Raw genomic sequence first — 21525 nt, forward strand, 5'->3', positions numbered from 1 at the left:
TAAACTGATATTTAATTCAAATTATTTATTATATGAACATGTAATATTTGTTGAGGATAATAAATAGAAAGTGTTATGATATGTGAGGAATGATTAAGACTTGGTACTAAAATATTTAAAGGGGAGGAAAGTATGAAATTAAAAAAAACAGAACGTCGTCATGAGATTAAGAAGGCGATTAATGAAAACCCCTTTATTACGGATAGTGAATTGTGTGAATTATTCAACGTAAGTATTCAAACTATCCGTCTGGATCGCACACAACTTAATATTCCTGAATTACGTAAACGTATTAAATCTGTAGCTAAACAAAATTATGAATATATCAAAGGATTGGAAGCTAATGAAGTGATTGGGGATCTTATTCAAGTTAAACCTAATTATTCTGCCCAATCTATTATAGAAATTACAGAAGAGTATGTGTTTCAAAAAACACGTATTGCACGGGGGCATATTTTATTTGCTCAAGCTAATTCATTATGTGTAGCCCTAATACATAACTCTACTGTGTTAACTCAAGACAGTAATTTGAAATTTATTGAAAAAGTAAAGTTGCATGATAATGTTAGAGCAGAAGCAACCGTAATCAATAGAACAAATCGACATTATGATATAAAAGTGGAATCTTTTGTAAAAGATACACGCGTTTTTACAGGCATATTTAAAATGTTTTATATAAGTGAGGATGAAAACCATGGTTAAAATTGCTGTAGATATGATGGGTGGCGACAATGCACCAGGAATCGTATTAGAAGCTGTAGAAAAAGCAATCAATGATTTTAAAGATTTAGAAATTATTTTATTTGGTGATGAAAAACAATATACATTAAATCATGAGCGTATAGAGTTTAGACATTGTTCAGAAAAAATTGAGATGGAAGATGAGCCTGTACGTGCCATTAAAAGAAAAAAAGACAGTTCAATGGTACGCATGGCAGAAGCGGTTAAATCTGGTGAGGCAGATGGCTGTGTATCTGCGGGTAATACAGGTGCTTTAATGTCAGCAGGGCTATTTATCGTCGGACGTATTAAAGGCGTAGCTAGACCAGCACTTGTTGTCACATTACCTACTATCGATGGTAAAGGATTTGTCTTTTTAGATGTTGGAGCCAATGCAGATGCAAAACCTGAACACTTATTGCAATATGCACAGCTAGGTAATATTTATGCTCAAAAAATTAGAGGTATTCAACAACCTAAAATATCATTGTTGAATATCGGAACTGAACCAGCAAAAGGAAATGCTTTGACTAAAAAAACATATCAATTATTAAAAGATGAAGCGACTATTCGATTTAATGGAAATATTGAGGCTAAAACATTGATGGAGGGTGACACAGATGTAGTTGTCACTGATGGTTATACTGGAAATATGGTACTAAAAAACATCGAAGGTACTGCTAAATCAATTGGAAAAATGTTAAAAGGTACACTATTAGCTAATTTAAAAAATAAGCTTGCTGCGGCGATATTGAAAAAAGATATCAGTAAGTTTGCGAAAAAATTAGATTATGCAGAATATGGTGGATCTGTTCTTTTAGGGTTAGATGGTACTGTAGTAAAAGCACATGGCAGTTCAAATGCTCGTGCATTCTATTCTGCAATTCGACAAGCTAAAATTGCTGGTGATGAACAAATAGTAAAAATTATGAGAGAAACGGTAGGTAGTGACAATGAGTAAAACTGCAATTGTTTTTCCTGGACAAGGTGCACAAAAAGTCGGAATGGCTAAAGATTTATATCAAGTTAATAAAGATGCGACTTCTATTTTAGAATCAGCGCAAACAACGGTTGATTTTGATTTATTAGAAACGATGTTTACAGATAAAGAGGAAAAATTAGAAGAAACTGAGAATACTCAACCTGCATTGTTAACACATAGTATTGCATTACTAAAAGCACTAAACCATATAGATGCTGACTATACAATGGGGCATAGTCTAGGTGAATATTCAAGTTTAGTGGCTGCTGGTGTACTAAAATTTGAAGATGCAGTGAAAATTGTGCGTAAGCGTGGCGAATTAATGACTCAAGCTTTTCCAAATGGTGTAGGAAGTATGGCTGCTGTTTTAGGGCTAAGTTATGAAGAGGTAAATGAAATTTGTAAAGAAATTTCATTTGGAGATCAATTAATTGAACCTGCCAATATTAATGCACCAGGTCAAATCGTTGTATCTGGGCATAAAGCGCTGATTGATAAATTAACTAAAGAAGGAAAATCTTTAGGTGCGAAGCGTGTGATTCCTTTAGCAGTATCAGGCCCCTTCCATTCTTCAATGATGCAAGTAATTGAAGAGAATTTCGCTTCATTTATTGATCAATTCACTTGGAATGATGCTCAATTTCCTATCGTTCAAAATTACAATGCTCATGGAGAAACAAAAGCAGAAACGATTAAACAAAATATGGTGAAACAACTCTATTCACCAGTACAATTTATTAAATCGACAGAATGGTTAATAGACCAAGGTGTGGATCATTTTATTGAAATTGGACCTGGTAAAGTATTATCTGGTTTAATTAAAAAAATTAATCGAGATGTTAAAATTACATCGATTCAAACATTAGAAGATGTGAAAGGATGGAATGAAAATGACTAAAAGTGCATTAGTAACTGGTGCTTCTAGAGGAATTGGACGTAGTATTGCATTGCAATTAGCAGAAGATGGATTCAATGTAGCAGTTAATTACGCGGGTAATAAAGAAAAAGCAGAAGCAGTGGTTAAAGAAATTAAAGAAAAAGGCGTAGAAAGTTTTGCAATACAAGCAAATGTTGCTGAAGGTGATCAAGTCAAAGTTATGATTAAAGAAGTTGTAAATCAATTTGGCTCTTTAGATGTTCTTGTAAACAACGCAGGTATTACAAAAGACAATTTATTAATGCGAATGAAAGAGCAAGAATGGGATGACGTTATTAATACTAACTTAAAAGGGACATTTAATTGTATTCAAAAAGCTACGCCACAAATGTTACGTCAACGTAGCGGTGCTATTATCAATTTATCTAGTATTGTAGCGGCTATGGGTAATCCTGGACAAGCTAATTATGTTGCGACAAAAGCAGGTATTGAAGGACTGACAAAATCAAGTGCACGTGAACTTGCTTCACGTGGTATTACTGTTAATGCAGTTGCGCCTGGGTTTATCGTCTCAGATATGACAAATGCATTAAATGAAGATCTTAAATCACAAATGTTGGAGCAAATTCCATTATCACGTTTTGGAGAAGATAAAGATATTGCCTATGCAGTGTCATTTTTAGCATCTGATCGTGCAAAATATATTACAGGTCAAACGTTATCAGTTAATGGTGGCATGTATATGTAATATATACGTCATGTATTTAAAAGGATAAATAGTCATTATCCTTTTAATAAATACTTGTGTTTTAGCCCTTAAAATGGGAAAATATAATAGTCTATGGATAGACACTTTTAAAGGAGGTGAATCGACGTGGAAAACTTCGATAAAGTAAAAGATATCATCGTTGACCGTTTAGGTGTAGACGCTGATAAAGTAACAGAAGATGCATCTTTCAAAGATGATTTAGGCGCTGACTCACTTGATATCGCTGAATTAGTGATGGAATTAGAAGACGAATTTGGTACTGAAATTCCTGATGAAGAAGCTGAAAAAATCAACACTGTTGGTGATGCAGTTAAATACATCAATAGTCTTGAAAAATAAAAACTTACATCTGAGTCGTCGTCATGATGGCTCAGATTTTTTTCATAGGACATCAATAACATGAACGGAGGTTTATCAATCATGCACCCGAAACAATCAGAAATGATTAAAGATTTTCAATATCAATTTGATAAAAAAATGAAGATGCTTGGTATTAGTTATACTCATTTAGATGTGTACCAACAAGCGTTTTCGCACTCTAGCTTTATTAATGATTTTAATATGGATCGATTAGCGCATAACGAGCGTTTAGAATTTTTAGGAGATGCGGTATTAGAATTGACGGTTTCACGTTACCTTTTTGACAAATATCCTAATTTACCAGAAGGAAATTTAACTAAAATGAGAGCGACAATCGTATGTGAACCCTCACTTGTAATATTTGCAAATAAAATTGAATTAAATCAACTCATTTTACTTGGAAAAGGTGAAGAAAAAACAGGTGGTAGAACAAGACCTTCATTAGTATCAGATGCTTTTGAAGCGTTTATTGGGGCTTTATACTTAGACCAAGGCTTAGAAGTAGTCTGGAAGTTTGCTCAAAAAGTCATTTTTCCATATGTAGAACATAATGAATTAATTGGCGTGGTCGATTTTAAAACACAATTCCAAGAATATATTCATAGTCAAAGTAAAGGGGATGTGACGTATCATTTGATTAAAGAAGAAGGTCCAGCACACCATCGTTTATTTACATCTGAAGTGATTTTAGAAAATAAAGCAATCGCAAAAGGACAAGGCAGAACAAAAAAAGAATCTGAACAAAAAGCAGCTGAAAGTGCTTATCATAAGTTAAGAGATGAGAACAAATAATAATGAACGCATTTCATATATTATCTTCTTTTCAACAAGAATGAGTATGAATGAATTAAGGAGAAGAGTATGGTTTATTTGAAATCTATAGATACCGTTGGCTTTAAGTCATTTGCAGATCGTACGAATGTACAGTTCGATAAAGGCGTGACAGCAATTGTTGGTCCAAATGGTAGTGGGAAAAGTAATATTACTGATGCGATTAAATGGGTTTTAGGAGAACAATCTGCTAAGTCGCTTCGTGGCTCTAAAATGGAAGATATTATTTTCTCAGGGGCAGAACATCGTCAAGCACAAAATTATGCAGAAGTACAATTAAAATTAGATAATTCTACAAGAGAGTTGCAGATTGAGGCTGATGATGTGATTGTAACACGTCGTCTTTATCGTAGTGGAGAAAGCGAATATTATTTAAATAATGATAGGGCACGTCTACGCGATATTATAGAGTTATTTTTAGATTCTGGTCTAGGAAAAGAAGCGTTTAGTATTATTTCACAAGGTAGAGTAGATGAAATTTTAAATGCTAAACCTGTTGACCGACGTCAAATCATAGAAGAATCAGCGGGTGTTTTAAAGTATAAAAAAAGAAAAACGGAATCTTTACAAAAGCTAGGTCATACAGAAGATAATCTATCTCGAGTAGAGGATATTTTATATGATTTAGAAGGGCGTGTTGAACCTCTAAAAGCAGAAGCATCTATTGCTAAAGAATACTTACAATTATCAAAAGAGATGGAGCATAGTGATGTTGTCGTAACTGTACACGATATTAATCAATATGATGAAGAGAATCGTCAACTCGATGAACGATTGAATCATCTAAAAAGCCAACAAGCTGAAAAAGAAGGTCAACAAGCTCAATTAAATCAATATTTACAAAAACAAAAAACGCAACGTCAAAAACTTGAAAGAGATACCGACCACACTAATATAGATTTAATTACTACAACTGAGGAATATGAAAAATTTATTGGAAAATTAAATGTACTTGAAGAGCGAAAAAGAAATCAATCAGAAACGAATGCACGATTTGAAGAAGAATTAGATAATTTACAGTATGAATTAAAGAATGTTCAAGATGAAAGAGAACTTTCTGTAGAACAAGTATCTAAACTTAAAAAACAGCATCAATCGCTTAATAAAGAGATTAAACAGTTAGAATCAAAACTTAATCTTACAGATGCACAACATGATGAAAAATTAGAAACTATTAAAAATGAATATTATGAATTAATGTCCGAGCAATCTGAAGTGAATAATGATATTCGTTTTTTAGAACGTACTATTCAAGAAAATGAAACCAAAAAAACACGTCTCGATGCAAGATTAATAGAAGTATTTGATCAACTTAAACATATTCAAAATGACATACATCAAACAGAACAAGCGCATACTACTACATCACAAAAAATGAACATAACAGAGAAAGACATGCGTGATGTTGAAGATCGTTTATCTGAAGCAAAACGTATAGAAGCGACATATGAAGATAAGTTATATCAAGCATATCGATATACTGATAAAATGCGCGTGCGTATGGAAAGTTTAGAAACACAAGCAGAAGACTATTCCTACTTTTTTAATGGAGTAAAACATATATTAAAAGCAAAAGAGAATACTTTAAGTGGTATTCATGGTGCAGTAGCTGAAGTCATCAAGGTACCATCAAAATTGACACAAGCGATTGAAACAGCGTTAGGAGCCTCATTACAACACATTATTGTAAATAATGAAAAAGATGGTCGCCAAGCGATAAAATTTTTAAAACAACGAGGATTAGGAAGAGCAACATTTTTACCACTAAATGTAATTAGAGCAAGAAGTTTATCTCATCATATTCAAAATATAGCTCGAAATTTTGATGGTTTTATTAATATTGCATCGGAAGCGGTTGAAGTTAGTCAAACGTATCAAGCTGTGATAGATAATTTGATGGGTACTACAATTATAGTGGAGAATCTTAAAATTGCGAATGAACTTGCAAGAGCGATTCAATATAAAGCACGAATCGTTACCTTAGAAGGAGATATCGTTAATCCAGGAGGAGCAATGACAGGTGGCGGAATGCGTCAATCAAAAAGTATTTTAGCTCAAAAAGATGAATTGGCAACAATGAAAATACAATTAAACGACTACGAAGAGAAAACAAAAGAATTCGAACAACAATTGCAAAAGCAAAAAGAGAAAGTTGAGACATTAAGTAATAAGTATGTAGAGTTAAGCCAACAATATCATCAATTAAAAGATACCGCTCACGAAGAAACATTGACTTTAGATCGATTGAAAAAACAAGAAACACATATAAAAAGTGAACATGAAGAATTTGAATTTGAGAAAAATGATGGCTATCAAAGTGAAAAAAGTCGTCACACATTAAAGCAACAACAATTGCGTTTATCTGAAATTCAAGAGCAACTAAAACAACTTGAAAATGACATAGAGGTATATTCAAAACTCTCTAAAGAAGGTAAAGAAAATGTATCGCAAGTTGAAAAAGAATTAAATCAAAAACGTTCTGATGTTGCAGTCGTTAAAGAAAAAATAAGTCATCAAATTATGTCATTGGAAAGAATAGATAAGCAACTTGCACAAATTAACCAACAAATCATTGCAACTAAAGAGAAAATAGAATTATTTAATTCTGACGATATGATGGGCGAAAAAGCATTTCAACAACTTCAATCAAGTATCCAAGATAAAGCGTCTCAACGTGATAAATTAAAACAAAAACTTGATACTTTAAAAGAACAGAAAGATTCTATAAATGAAGATATTGAAATTCATGAGTACAAACTCGAACAATGCCATCAAGATTTATTATCTATTGAAAGTTTTTATCAAGATATTAAGGCCCAACAGTCTAAATTAGATGTTCTTATTAATCACGCAATGAATCATTTAAATGAAACGTATCATCTTACACTTGAACGTGCGAGAGAAACTTATCAATCAGATGTTCCAATAGAAACATTAAGAAAAAAAGTAAAATTAACTAAGATGTCAATTGAAGAATTAGGTTCAGTTAATGTTAATGCTATTGAACAATTTGAAGAATTAAATGAACGTTATACATTTTTGAATGAACAGAGAAATGATTTAAGAGAAGCAAAACAGACTTTAGAACAAATCATTGATGAAATGGATCAAGAAGTAAAAGATCGTTTCAAAGTTACATTTTTTGAAGTACAAGATTATTTCACAACTGTCTTTCAATCACTTTTTGGTGGTGGTCATGCCAAGTTAGAGCTTACGGATGATGATTACTTGTCTGCAGGAGTAGATATTATTGTTCAACCACCAGGTAAAAAATTACAAAATCTTTCTTTATTAAGTGGTGGCGAACGCGCATTAAGTGCTATTGCATTACTGTTTGCTATTTTAAAAGTAAGATCAGCACCATTTGTTATACTAGACGAAGTGGAAGCAGCTTTGGATGAAGCTAATGTTATTCGTTACGCACAATTTTTAAATGATTTATCGGAAAAAACACAGTTTATTGTCATTACGCATAGAAAAGGTACCATGGAGTATTCGGATCGTTTATATGGTGTTACAATGCAAGAGTCAGGCGTTTCAAAATTAGTAAGTGTAAATTTAAATACAATAGATGAGGTTATGAAGGAGGAAAATGCATGAGTTTTTTCAAACGACTAAAAGATAAATTTTCTACAAAGTCGACTGAAGATATTGAAAAGGAATTAACGGAAGATGAGGAATTAGATCAACCATCAACAAAAGACAATGAACAAGAAAATGAAGAACCTGCACCAAAAAAGAAAAAACCACGTAAATTAAGCGAAGCTGACTTTGACGAAGATGGGTTAATTTCAATTGAAGATTTTGAAGAAATTGAAGCTCAAAAAATGGGAGCGAAGTTTAAAGCAGGTTTAGAAAAATCAAGAGAAAACTTCCAAGAGCAATTAAATAACTTGATTGCACGTTATAGAACTGTAGATGAAGATTTCTTCGAAGCTTTAGAAGAAATGTTGATTACTGCGGATGTAGGTTTCAATACGGTTATGCAATTAACGGATGAATTACGTACAGAAGCACAACGTCGTAATATCAAAGAAACTGAAGGTTTAAGAGAAGTTATCGTTGAAAAAATTGTAGAAATTTATCACCAAGAAGATGATCATTCAGAAGCAATGAACATCGAAGATGGCCGATTAAATGTCATTTTAATGGTTGGGGTCAATGGTGTAGGTAAAACTACAACGATTGGTAAATTGGCACATCGTTATAAAATGGAAGGTAAAAAAGTTATGTTGGCTGCTGGTGATACTTTCAGAGCAGGTGCAATTGAACAATTACAAGTTTGGGGCGATCGTGTAGGCGTAGAGGTAATCAGACAAAGCGAAGGTTCTGATCCTGCAGCAGTTGTTTATGATGCAATCAATGCGGCTAAGAATAAAGGTGTAGATATTTTAATTTGCGATACAGCAGGTCGTTTACAAAATAAATCAAACTTAATGCAAGAATTGGACAAAATGAAACGAGTCATTAGTCGTGCTGTTCCAGATGCACCCCATGAAGCATTATTATGTTTAGACGCAACCACTGGTCAAAATGCACTATCACAAGCACGTTCATTCAAAGAAGTAACCAACGTTTCAGGGATTGTGCTCACTAAATTAGATGGCACAGCAAAAGGTGGTATTGTACTTGCGATTCGAAACGAATTGCATATTCCAGTAAAATACGTTGGTTTAGGTGAAAAACTAGATGATTTACAACCATTTAATCCTGAAAGTTATGTATATGGATTGTTTGCTGATATGATTGAGCAAAATGATAATATCCCTGATGAAATGCAAAGCTTAACAGATAATAATGAGGAACACCAAAATGGGGAAAAATGATTTAGTTAAAACGTTAAGAATGAATTATCTATTTGATTTTTACCATTCTTTGCTTACTGAAAAACAAAAGAATTATCTTGAGTTATTTTATCTAAATGATTACTCATTAAGTGAAATTGCTGAAACGTTTAAAGTGAGTAGACAAGCGGTTTATGATAATATAAGAAGAACTGGCGATTTAGTAGAAGACTATGAAACTAAATTAAAGTTATATGAGAAATTTGAACAACGTCAAATGATTTATAACGAAATGAAACAATCTATTCATGATACTAAAAAACTGGAACATTTAATCCAAAAATTAGAAGAACTAGAATAATTTATAAGGAGGTTGTTAATATGGCATTTGAAGGATTATCCGATCGTTTACAAGCCACGATGCAAAAAATTCGCGGTAAAGGTAAAGTAACAGAAGCGGATATTAAAACAATGATGCGTGAAGTTAGATTAGCATTGTTAGAAGCCGATGTTAACTTCAAGGTAGTCAAAGACTTCGTTAAAACAGTTTCCGAACGTGCTTTGGGATCAGACGTTATGCAGTCTTTAACACCTGGACAACAAGTTATAAAAATAGTACAAGATGAATTAACACAATTAATGGGTGGAGAAAATACATCTATTAAAATGGCTAATAAGCCACCCACAGTTGTAATGATGGTTGGTTTACAAGGGGCAGGTAAAACAACTACCGCTGGTAAATTGGCATTGTTAATGCGTAAAAAATATAATAAAAAGCCAATGTTAGTAGCAGCCGACATATATCGTCCAGCTGCGATTAATCAATTACAAACAGTAGGTAAACAACTTGATGTACCTGTTTATAGTGAAGGTGATCAAGTTAAACCACAACAAATTGTAGATAACGCATTAAGATATGCTAAAGAAGAACATTTGGACTTTGTAATTATCGATACTGCGGGACGTTTACACATTGATGAAACATTAATGAATGAATTAATTGATGTTAAAGAAATCTCAAAACCAGATGAAATTATGCTTGTTGTAGATGCGATGACAGGACAAGATGCTGTGAACGTTGCGCAATCATTTGATGAGCAATTGGATGTCACTGGTGTGACTTTAACTAAATTAGACGGAGATACTCGTGGTGGTGCGGCACTTTCTATTCGTGCAGTAACACATAAACCAATTAAATTTGTTGGTATGAGTGAAAAAATGGATGGTTTAGAATTATTCCATCCAGAGCGTATGGCATCTCGTATACTAGGTATGGGTGACGTATTAAGTCTTATCGAAAAAGCGCAACAAGATGTGGACCAAGAAAAAGCTAAAGATTTAGAAAAGAAAATGCGTGAGTCCTCATTTACATTAGATGACTTCTTAGAACAATTGGATCAAGTGAAGAATTTAGGACCACTGGATGATATTATGAAAATGATTCCAGGTATGAATAAAATGAAAGGTTTAGATAAGCTAAATATGAGCGATAAACAAATTGACCATATTAAAGCTATTATTCAATCAATGACACCTAATGAAAGACAAGATCCAGCAATTTTAAATGTTTCAAGAAAGAAACGTATAGCAAAAGGCTCAGGCCGTTCATTGCAGGAAGTGAATCGTTTAATGAAACAATTTAATGATATGAAAAAAATGATGAAACAATTTACGGGTAATGGTCGTAAAGGTAAAAAAGGTAAACGTAGCCAAATGGAAAATATGTTAAAAGGCATGAATTTACCATTCTAAAAAGTAATGAAAGCGGAATAACATCCTAAGTGTTATTCCGCTTTTTCATAAATAAGTAAAGGAACGCATGTACATTGGCACATACATAACTAAAATGAATAAAGGTAAGCTCTAGTTAAAGCTAGTACATCATCAAATCTACAATTTATTTCATAAATCTAGATTTGGTAAAGAAAAAAGTCTTTACAAAGTTGGAGGTTCCTGTTATTATTATTTCTTGTAGAAAATAAAAATTAAAAGATTTAAAGGAGAGTTTTATAAATGGCAGTTAAAATTCGCTTAACTCGTTTAGGTTCAAAAAGAAATCCATTCTATCGTATCGTTGTAGCTGATGCGCGTTCACCACGTGATGGTCGTATCATCGAACAAATCGGTACTTACAATCCAGCAAGTGTAAATGCACCAGAAGTTAAAATCGATGAAGAATTAGCTTTAAAATGGTTAAAAGACGGTGCAAAACCAACTGATACTGTTCACAATATCTTATCAAAACAAGGTATTTTAAAAACATTTGATGAACAAAAACGTTCAAAATAATTGATAATAATATCAATATCATATAATAACAGGTCTGTGGCATAAGGTATGTCACAGGCTTTTATTATATTCTCACTTTATAAGAAACATGTTAATATGTATAAATAAACGACTATGTAAGGAGGATAAGGATGCAAGTAGAAGTAGGACAAATTGTAAATACACATGGGATTAAAGGAGAAGTAAAAGTAAAATCTAATTCTGATTTTACTGATACACGTTTTCAACCTGGAGAAGTCCTTATCGTGAATCACCACCATAATGAAATAGAAATGACTATTACATCATATCGTATACATAAAGGATTTCACATGCTTAAATTTGAAGGTATTAATAATATTAATGACGTCGAACAATATAAAGGCGACTACTTATTCCAAGAACGTGATCATGAGGATATTGAATTGAATGAAAATGAATTTTACTATTCTGATATTATTGGGTGTACGGTTTTTAATAACGATACACCAATTGGAAGAGTCATTAATATTTTTGAAACAGGTGCCAATGATGTATGGGTTGTTAAAGGTGACAAAGAATACCTTATTCCATATATAGCAGATGTCGTTAAAGAAGTAGATGTTGAACATAAAACAATTCGTATTACGCCAATGGAAGGATTATTAGAATAATGAAAATAGATTACCTAACATTATTTCCAGAAATGTTCGACGGCGTTCTAAATCATTCGATTTTGAAGCGTGCGCAAGATAAAAATATTATTGAAGTTAATACTGTAAACTTTAGAGATTACGCTGAAAATAAACATAATCAAGTGGATGATTATCCGTATGGTGGCGGTCAAGGAATGGTTTTAAAACCAGAACCAGTGTTTAATGCAATGAAAGATTTAAAACGTACTGATAAAACGCGTGTCATTCTCATGTGTCCTCAAGGACGACCATTCTCTCAAGCAATTGCTGAAGAATTGAGTGAAGCTGAACATATTGTATTTATTTGTGGACACTACGAAGGATATGACGAAAGAATTAGAGAAAATTTAGTAACCGATGAAATTTCAATGGGGGATTATGTATTGACTGGCGGAGAATTACCAGCTATGACTATGACTGATGCTATCGTTAGATTAATTCCTGGAGTACTTGGTAATGAACAATCCCATCAAGATGATTCTTTCTCCGATGGTTTACTTGAATTCCCACAATATACACGTCCAAGAGAATATAAAGGTATGACTGTACCTGACGTATTGTTATCTGGAAATCATGCAAATATAGAAAAATGGCGACATGAACAAAAATTAATACGTACTTTGCATAAACGTCCGGACTTACTAGAAAAGTATCAATTAAGTGACAAGGATAAAGAATTTTTAGAAAGCTATAAAAACCAATTGAAAAACAATTAGGAGTATGCTAATATATATCAAGTGTGAAAAGACACTAAAAATCACTATGATCCGCTGCTATATGAATGTCTAGGCAAGAACATAGGTTGAAGGAGAGTATAAAAATGAGTAATCATAAGTTAATCGAAGCAGTTACAAAATCACAATTACGCACAGACTTACCAACTTTCCGTACTGGTGACACTTTACGTGTACACGTACGTATCGTCGAAGGTTCACGTGAACGTATCCAAGTTTTCGAAGGTGTTGTAATTAAACGCCGCGGTGGAGGAATTTCTGAAACTTTCACAGTTCGTAAAATTTCTTCAGGTGTAGGTGTGGAACGTACATTCCCATTACACACTCCAAAAATCGAAAAAATCGAAGTTAAACGTCGCGGTAAAGTACGTCGTGCTAAATTATACTACTTACGTAGTTTACGTGGTAAAGCTGCAAGAATTCAAGAAATTCGCTAATCAGTATATAGAAAACTATACTAAAAAATGGGTAAGTTAATACGCATTTAAAAAAGAGTCTTGGATATAAAGTTTCAAGATAAGTAAAAAAAGACAATTTCTATTGAAATAATATAGAAATTGTCTTTTTTATAATTTTTTTGATTATTTTCAGCTCGTTGAGCTGTTACTTTTCTTATATTAAGTGCCATTAGCACAAATCCTAGTTCTCTTTTGGCTTTATTTATCCCTCGAACGGACATTCGAGTGAAACCCAAAATAGCCTTCATAAATCCAAAAACAGGCTCCACATCAATTTTTCTTTGACTGTAGATGGTTTTTGTTTTTGGTTCTGAAAGCTTTTTATTAATTTGGGCTTTAAAATATTCCCAATTATAATTCTTCATTACTTTTTTATTTGTTTTTGAATTGAAGTTCATACATGGGTGTTTCAGAGGACATTCTGAATCATCATCACATTCATATAATTTAAAATCTCGTTTAAAGCCATATTTATCATGGTGATAGGTATATTTTTTAAATACTAGTCTTTTATTGTTCGGACAAATAAATTCAGTCTTAGTATTTGTTTCTACAATATCATTTACATGTCGTGAAATATCATGTATGGGAATGAGAACTGAAATTACCATTGGTAGAGTAAGATGAATCATATTATAATCTTTATACATAAGACATCTCGTTGATTTAGTTTAGTGATGTTTATTAAATTGTACGAATATGCCTTATTTTCTTAAGTATTTCAATGTAAAATTATATATAAATACAAAGTATTTTGGCAAGACTCTTGAGAGAACAGAACAAGCTGAAGACTGCAGGCTGAAGCTATTCCCTAAAAAAGCGAGCCAACAATACGCAGTATTGTAAATAAAGAAGCCAGTAAATGAATTTATAATAAACTCATTTACTGGCTATTTTTCTAGTAATTATGACTCAGGCTCTTTTTATTTTAATTGATTTTTTCGTTTTAAATATCTGCTAAATATTATACTGCTTATTATTCCGATAACGCTCAAAATTAATAGTATATAAAAATGTGGTGGTGTATAAGATAATTCAATATGAGTATCATTTTTCTTGACTGGAATAGCTGTCATAATACCGTTAGCTTGTTTTACATCTACATCGTGTCCATTAACACGTGCATGCATACCTTTAGCATAGGCGATTGGTACCACTAAGTATCCAGAAGTTCCTTTAGGTTTAGTGAATGTATAGCCACTTCTAAATTGTGAAATAGTCACAGGTTTAAGTGATTTAGAAGCTTGTTTCAATGTATGATAATCTTCTCCATAGATACCTTTAATAGATAATCGATAATGTCCTTTAGTAAGACGAATCTTTAATTGATCCGAAGCTTTTACTCTCATTGTTACAGGCGTTACAAAACGTCGATATTTATAACTTAGCATATTACGATTTTGAGCATATTCATTTACTCCTATAGAATGCTCAATATCGGGAGCTAACAATTCTACATCCATTTCGACATACATATCTTTATATTGATTAGCTAACGTTTTAGGTAATGTTAATGTGATACCACCATTATTTTTTTCTACGTTTAAATGAGTTTTATCTTTCCAAGTAGCATTATTTGTAGATTGATATGCTTTACTTAATAGGTTTTTATTTTGAGTGAAAGAAGTATTCGCTTTTATTGAATCATCATCTAATACTACACCTTGTAGCATCGCTTGCTCACGATCTAATGGCGATTTGAGATCATGTTTATTAAAAATCTTATTAGTAATATGCGTGGCTGGATAATTAATAGTATTTTCTGAATGAATTAATTTATCTGAACCATTATTGATAGTATCTACCTTTTTAAAACCATAAGGCATATTCAGATCATTAGGATGTCGGAATCGATCTTGAACATCCCACATGGCTTCTAAATTTGCTCGATTCCCTAAGTATCGATATGTACTATTTTTATCAACAGGCATATTAATTTGCATTTCTTTATCATAGTATTTTAATATGTCACCATCAAAAATACTTGAGTAAAGTGAAATGCCATTATAATGGTAAATAAATGGTGAATTGAGTGCATAGGCTGACATGTAATCGATACGATGGAAAGGATTTTTATTATCTTTTTGTTTCTTAATATTATTAATTTTTTTAGCAAGTTTATGATTATAATAACTTGAATCTGTTAATGTTTTCGTAGTCGTTGCATATGGATCAATAGTACGGGCTCGTGAATCGTGTGTCATTATAATTTGTTGTACAAAGAATAGTAATACAATAGCTATTAGTATATAAGGTTGATATAACCATTGTTTTTTCCATACTACAAAGATTAAAACGATGATTAAAAATAATGGTACAATCATCCAATTGACATAAGCACTTGCAAATATATAGTGATATAAACCAAATATAAATACCGGAATTGCTACAAGTAAATATTGTTTTAATGTAAGTTCAGATAAATATTGAATATATAATGCAATTAAGATACTAGTTGAAATAGATAAAAAGTATACCCATCGACGTTGTGGTAATGAAAAGCCATTAAATGCACTATCAAAGTATTGTGATAACGATCCAATAAGTAAAAACCAAGTGATGATAGCAAAAATTTTATAATAGTAGTGACGATATAACTTAAACGTAAATAAAGCCATTAATGCAATAATCGAAACTGTGATATAAAAACCATCAGAAAAAATATGATATTTACTTTGTGTTAAATCTGTAAACAATGTAATATTAAAGTCATCATTTTGGGCTCTATCATTGTTTAGGAATGAAGATACACCTGTATAGAATCCTAAAATACTAGATAAAAGCGCAAGTATTGCACCAATAACGAGTAAATAAAATTTTTCCCATCTTGATACGATATCACAACGATATTTAAAAATGACTCTTAATATGAAATAAATCCCTAATACAATAGCTTGGTAGTAACTGAAATAAAAATTAGAAAATAAGGTCAGAGCAACTGAAAAGATAAATAGCCCTATTCTTCTTTTTTGGAAGAAACGTTCCATTCCCCATAAAGATAAAGGTAATAAAATCAATAAGTCTCCATAAAATGACCATGTATAGTTATAGTAAAGCACAAGAGTGGATGCACCATATAAAATAGTAGCGATAAGCAATGGCGCTGTTTTCAACTTTAGCCATTTTAAATAGTAAAATACAACAATAATTGTAATAATCGTTCTAGCGTAAGCGATTATTAATTGGTTAGTTGCCCAAAAGGCGATATGACTCGTTTGCCAATGAAATAAAAAATGACTTACCCAGATTATAAAAAAATTAATCCACATTATGGGAGATAAAGAATAATAATAGGCCAACCCCTTAATGTAATCTCCGCCTAATCCAAAAGATTGATCATAGGCTCCTTTGAACTTACTGTAATGTTCATATAAGTACATTTGAAATGGCATCATTTGTCTAAAACCATCTCCAGAACCACTAAATACAAATCCTTCTTTGAAATAATCTCGAATAAATGGATAATAAATTGCTAAAGAAATGATATTAGCAATTATAAATATAGATAAAAAGGTCAATAATCGATTGGACCGAATTTTATTGATCAATGTTTTTCCTCAACTTTCTCTTTTTGGTATTAACAAATCTAACAAATACAACACTTATTACTATACTGATGAGTGAGATTAAAATCATAGTATTCCAATAAGGTGGTTGATATTTAATAATTATTTTTTTAGCAGATGAATTAACAGGAACGCCTGTCATCATGTAATTAACTTTCATAGGTTTAATACGGTGTCCATCAACATACGCTTGCATCCCTTCTCTATAAGGAATATTAATTGAAGCAATCCCTTTATCATGTTTAGCTAAGTTGACTTCAACGCCGTTTTTAATATCTTTATATTTGTTATTAAAATCAGCTTTTTTATGCATTTGTTTTAATATTTTATAGTTTTCACCATTTAATTGTTGAAGGTTTAAATAAAATGTTCCTTTAGGAGATAAAGTGATATTAATGTTTCCCTTATTATCAGGTTGTGTTCGATAAAGTTGAGTATCAATACCAGTACGATAAGTAGAATTGTTAAATAATCGGTGATTTGTATAATTATTTACAGAGACTGTGTAATTACTATCAGGATTACCACGCTTTATTTTCATCGTAACGTAAAAATCATCATACTTTTGGCGTAATGATTGAGGTAAGTGTATCGTTAATGTTCCACCTTTATCTCCAATTACTTTATAGACATTACCATTTAAATGTTTTAAATTTTTATAACTCAATGATGATTGATTTAATAAATTAGGAGCTTTAGCTTTATAACTTGTGCCTTCATTGTTTAAAATCACACCTTTTAACATTGCATGTTCTCTATCAATTGCAGTCGTCAATTTTTTACTATTGTATATAGAATCAGTTACTTTAACAGATGGTAAGTTAAGTGTATTTTCATAAATACCATATTGTCCGCTTGATTTTATTTTTTTGAAGTAGGAAGGTAAGTTATTTTGATAATTTTTTAGCATCATATAACGCACTGAAAATAGACTCGAGATATTTTGTCGTCCATTCGTTGATTGATATCTACTCAATGACTCCTCAGCTAAATTAATTTTTAAAGCATCGTAATAATAATCGAGTATATTATGATGAAAAATACTTGAATATAAACTTAACCCTTTAAAATGTTGATACATCGGTGTATTATCTTGCTCGTTGACTCTCCAATCGATACGTTCATCTTCATGCTTATTTTGATTCATTTCTTGAACAAGTGCACGTTGTAAGTCGGAACTATATAAACTGGAATTAATATAAAACGTATTTCCACGATCAGTGTGATCTTTATAGTAAATTTGATTTTTAATAAATACTATAGAGACCAAGATACTTAATAATATAATTGAAACACTATATAAATAACTTAATTTAAAACGATATGTACGATCTTTAATGATAAGAACCATCAATCCAATCAAAGATACAATAGGGACTAATATGAACCATGCTAAAAATTTATGATATATCATAGCACTTATAAATATAACTAATTCTGCAATAATATTACTTATTAGATAAGATTTTGTAGTTAGTGTTTTGAAATATTTTAAAAATAATCCGATTAATAGTGTGGAATTAAAAGCTAAAATAAAATGCCAACGCTTTTGAGGCGCTGAAAAACCATTAAATACTTGGTCGATGAAAGGTATAAAACTAAATATAATAAATACAAAGGTAAGGATAGCAAATAAACGATAATAATAATGTTTATATAATTTAAAACTTAAAAGAGCTTGAATGGTAATAAATAATAATACAATTAAATAATTATCAAAGAAAATATTTGTATTAATATCTAATTTTTCAAATGTATCAACTGCTCCAGAAAAAGGTACACGACGGTTATTTAAAAAGCTTTGAGCACCATGAAAAAAGATAAATAAACTATTACCTAAACCTAACAGGGCACTAATGATTAAAGTTAAAAATGCTTTACTTCTTGAGAGAATATCTTTTGGATGTCTAAATATTATACGAATCAGTATATAACCCGCACCTATTAAACAAAGATAGTATGCAAAATAAAAGTTATTAATTAGTATTAAAGAAACAGTAACAATGAATAGTCCAAACTTCTGTTTTTGTAAGACTCTTTCAATAGAGAGTAATAATAACGGCAGCCAAACAAACACATCACTAAAGAAGGGCCAATACACTGTAAAGCGATAATATAAGGGTGACATAACAAATAAAAACGCTACAACTAAGCTTAACCATTTGTTATTTGAAATGTATTTACTATATAAATAAGTGCAATACATGGCAATCATTGCTTTAATCATGGACATAATCAGTGCATTAATCATCCAAAATAATACATTATGCGTATGTAAAGGAATAAAAATTTTAATAAGTGCAATAAATACTACATTTATTATAAATAAAATATTTGTGGAGAAGTAGTAACTAAGATCTGTAAAGAAATCGCCACCTAATCCAAAATCAGTGGAATAAAACAAATTGCCACTACTCCATTTATCAAATAAATACATTTGAATTGGAACCATTTGTTCCATTCCATCATTTGGACCTGTAAATAAAATACCATCGTGAATAAAACGATAAATGACATAACTATGTCCTATGATGGACAGTGCTATAAAAAGTCCTAGATAAGTAAAGAATTTTTTCATATTAAACCTCTATAGTTAGAATGTACTATTCATAATTAAAAAATGACTACATACTAAATTGTAGAGTATTAAACTTCTTAATAAAAGTATTTATATGTTTTATAAAAAATTAGAAATTTGTTTTTAATATTAGCGATTTAATGAATATGAAATAGCATGTTAAAATATAATAGAATTGATAATAGTAGTGAAGATTTTAAATATTGATTATAATCGAACAGTTGAAATAAATTTAATGAAAGTAGGGTGAATGTCATGGTGATTCAATGGTATCCAGGGCATATGGCAAAGGCCAAAAGAGAAGTGACAGAACAACTTAAGAAAGTAGATGTGGTATTTGAACTTGTTGACGCACGTATACCGTATAGTTCAAGAAATCCAATGATTGATGATGTCATTAAACAAAAACCACGCGTAGTTATTTTAAATAAAAAAGATATGTCGAATTTAAATGAAATGCAAAAGTGGGAACATTTCTTTACTGATAAAGGTTTTTATCCTGTAGCAGTTGATGCGAAACACGGCAAAAATTTAAAAGGTGTAGAATATGCTGCAATTGAAGCGACTAAAGAAAAATTTGAGAAAGAAAAAGCGAAAGGACTTAAACCTAGAGCAATACGTGCCATGATTGTTGGTATACCTAATGTGGGGAAATCTACATTAATTAATAAGTTAGCTAAAAAAAATATTGCTCAAACAGGAAATAAGCCGGGAGTAACGAAACAACAACAATGGATTAAAGTAGGTAAAGCATTACAACTACTAGATACGCCAGGTATTTTATGGCCTAAATTTGAAGATGAAACTGTAGGTAAAAAACTAAGCCTTACTGGTGCCATTAAAGATAGTATCGTACACTTAGATGAAGTAGCAATATACGGTTTACACTTCTTAATTAAACATGATATTGAAGGATTGAAGAATCATTACAATATTGATGTAGAAACTGATGCAGAAATTTTAGAATGGTTTGATGCTATTGGACGTCGACGTGGGTTATTACAAAAAGGAAATGAAGTCGATTACGAGGCTGTCATCGAATTGATTATTAATGATGTGCGTAATGCTAAAATTGGAACTTATTGTTTTGATATTTATTCAGAAATGAAAGGGGACTTAGATTATGCCTCAAACAATTAAAGAGATTAAAGCATTATTAGACACAATTGATTCAATTGAAGCACTTGAACAACATGAATTAATGAGTGATACAAGAAAAGGGGTACAGCAAAATATAGTACGACGTCGTAAACAGCTTTTAAAAGATCAAGAAACACGAGAACATTATCAACAAATGAATAAATATGAAAATGAAATATTAAAGGACAATCCTAATGCTTTAATATGTGGGATTGATGAAGTAGGTCGTGGTCCACTTGCTGGGCCTGTTGTAGCTTGTGCAGTCATTTTAAATAAAGAACATCAATATTTAGGATTAGATGACTCGAAGAAAGTTTCAGCAACAAAGCGAAAAATACTTAACGAACAATTAAAAGAAGGCGTTTATGATTATGCTTACGGGATAGCAAGCGCTGAAGAAATTGATGAGTTCAATATTTACAACGCAACCAAATTAGCTATGAAACGTGCTATTAATCAATTAACAGAACAACCTAACCATTTACTTATTGATGCTATGACATTGGATAATGCAATTCCTCAAACTTCTATTATTAAAGGAGATGCTAAAAGTGTTTCTATTGCTGCTGCTAGTATCATGGCAAAAGAATATAGGGATGGTTTAATGGCGGAAGTAGCACTGAAATATCCTGGTTATGATTTTGAAAAAAATGTAGGATATGGCACTAAATCACACCTTCAAGGATTAAAACAATTAGGCATAACGCCATATCATCGTAAAACGTTTGAGCCTGTTAAATCAATGATATAATTAAATAAAAATAAAATTATTTGAATTTAAAAA

General features: G+C 31.4%; 18 protein-coding genes and 1 pseudogene. 16 read left to right on the plus strand and 3 right to left on the minus strand.

What is annotated here, in order from left to right; all coding sequences use genetic code 11:
• The first annotated feature begins 132 nt into the window (after window positions 1-132).
• The 14 genes from fapR (at window position 133) to rplS (ending at window position 13436) form a co-directional block, all read left to right on the plus strand.
• Entirely contained in the window at window positions 133-702 is a 570-nt protein-coding gene (gene fapR, locus NR218_RS01855; RefSeq protein WP_265883232.1) for a transcription factor FapR, read from the plus strand.
• A complete protein-coding gene (gene plsX, locus NR218_RS01860; protein ID WP_017174580.1) occupies window positions 695-1681 on the plus strand; it encodes a phosphate acyltransferase PlsX in 987 nt (328 codons plus the stop codon). The genes fapR and plsX overlap by 8 nt, the downstream gene beginning before the upstream one ends.
• Window positions 1674-2600: an ACP S-malonyltransferase gene (fabD, locus tag NR218_RS01865; RefSeq protein WP_049379518.1), complete on the plus strand. Its 927-nt coding sequence runs from the start codon at window positions 1674-1676 to the stop codon at window positions 2598-2600. The genes plsX and fabD overlap by 8 nt, the downstream gene beginning before the upstream one ends.
• Window positions 2593-3327, plus strand: coding sequence for a 3-oxoacyl-[acyl-carrier-protein] reductase (fabG, locus tag NR218_RS01870; protein ID WP_017174582.1), 735 nt, complete (start codon window positions 2593-2595; stop codon window positions 3325-3327). Before fabD ends, fabG begins: the two co-directional genes overlap by 8 nt.
• A 126-nt stretch (window positions 3328-3453) precedes the next feature.
• Complete coding sequence (locus NR218_RS01875; protein ID WP_001830184.1) at window positions 3454-3687, plus strand: acyl carrier protein; 234 nt, start codon at window positions 3454-3456, stop codon at window positions 3685-3687.
• A gap of 81 nt (window positions 3688-3768) precedes the next feature.
• Window positions 3769-4500: a ribonuclease III gene (rnc, locus tag NR218_RS01880; protein ID WP_080984441.1), complete on the plus strand. Its 732-nt coding sequence runs from the start codon at window positions 3769-3771 to the stop codon at window positions 4498-4500.
• Window positions 4501-4569: 69 nt separating this feature from the next.
• Complete coding sequence (gene smc, locus NR218_RS01885; protein ID WP_265883233.1) at window positions 4570-8139, plus strand: chromosome segregation protein SMC; 3570 nt, start codon at window positions 4570-4572, stop codon at window positions 8137-8139.
• Complete coding sequence (ftsY, locus tag NR218_RS01890) at window positions 8136-9365, plus strand: signal recognition particle-docking protein FtsY (RefSeq protein ID WP_049336508.1); 1230 nt, start codon at window positions 8136-8138, stop codon at window positions 9363-9365. The genes smc and ftsY overlap by 4 nt, the downstream gene beginning before the upstream one ends.
• Window positions 9352-9684, plus strand: coding sequence for a putative DNA-binding protein (locus NR218_RS01895; RefSeq protein WP_017174585.1), 333 nt, complete (start codon window positions 9352-9354; stop codon window positions 9682-9684). Before ftsY ends, NR218_RS01895 begins: the two co-directional genes overlap by 14 nt.
• A gap of 20 nt (window positions 9685-9704) precedes the next feature.
• Entirely contained in the window at window positions 9705-11075 is a 1371-nt protein-coding gene (ffh, locus tag NR218_RS01900) for a signal recognition particle protein (RefSeq protein ID WP_049379516.1), read from the plus strand.
• A 261-nt stretch (window positions 11076-11336) separates the two neighbouring features.
• A complete protein-coding gene (gene rpsP / locus NR218_RS01905; protein WP_002448807.1) occupies window positions 11337-11612 on the plus strand; it encodes a 30S ribosomal protein S16 in 276 nt (91 codons plus the stop codon).
• Between the two features lie 131 nt (window positions 11613-11743).
• Window positions 11744-12244 (plus strand): ribosome maturation factor RimM, encoded by a 501-nt coding sequence (rimM, locus tag NR218_RS01910; protein WP_017174586.1) that lies wholly within the window; start codon window positions 11744-11746, stop codon window positions 12242-12244.
• A complete protein-coding gene (trmD, locus tag NR218_RS01915) occupies window positions 12244-12981 on the plus strand; it encodes a tRNA (guanosine(37)-N1)-methyltransferase TrmD (protein ID WP_017174587.1) in 738 nt (245 codons plus the stop codon). Before rimM ends, trmD begins: the two co-directional genes overlap by 1 nt.
• 104 nt (window positions 12982-13085) lie before the next feature.
• A complete protein-coding gene (gene rplS / locus NR218_RS01920) occupies window positions 13086-13436 on the plus strand; it encodes a 50S ribosomal protein L19 (RefSeq protein WP_002448843.1) in 351 nt (116 codons plus the stop codon).
• A 74-nt stretch (window positions 13437-13510) separates the two neighbouring features.
• Here rplS and NR218_RS01925 read toward each other — a convergent pair.
• From NR218_RS01925 to NR218_RS01935, 3 genes and pseudogenes are all read right to left on the minus strand, one after another.
• Window positions 13511-13990 (minus strand): annotated as a pseudogene (locus tag NR218_RS01925) (transposase); the annotation flags it as partial.
• A gap of 390 nt (window positions 13991-14380) precedes the next feature.
• On the minus strand, window positions 14381-17005 hold the full coding sequence (locus tag NR218_RS01930) for a YfhO family protein (protein ID WP_093514691.1): 2625 nt from the start codon (window positions 17003-17005) through the stop codon (window positions 14381-14383).
• Window positions 16995-19601 (minus strand): YfhO family protein, encoded by a 2607-nt coding sequence (locus NR218_RS01935; protein WP_265883234.1) that lies wholly within the window; start codon window positions 19599-19601, stop codon window positions 16995-16997. Before NR218_RS01935 ends, NR218_RS01930 begins: the two co-directional genes overlap by 11 nt.
• 255 nt (window positions 19602-19856) lie before the next feature.
• On the opposite strand from NR218_RS01935, the gene ylqF reads away from it, so the two are divergent.
• Entirely contained in the window at window positions 19857-20741 is an 885-nt protein-coding gene (ylqF, locus tag NR218_RS01940; protein WP_017174591.1) for a ribosome biogenesis GTPase YlqF, read from the plus strand.
• A complete protein-coding gene (locus tag NR218_RS01945; protein ID WP_017174592.1) occupies window positions 20725-21492 on the plus strand; it encodes a ribonuclease HII in 768 nt (255 codons plus the stop codon). The genes ylqF and NR218_RS01945 overlap by 17 nt, the downstream gene beginning before the upstream one ends.
• Window positions 21493-21525 lie beyond the last annotated feature (33 nt).

The organism is Staphylococcus sp. SUC_1.2, assembly GCF_026222585.1.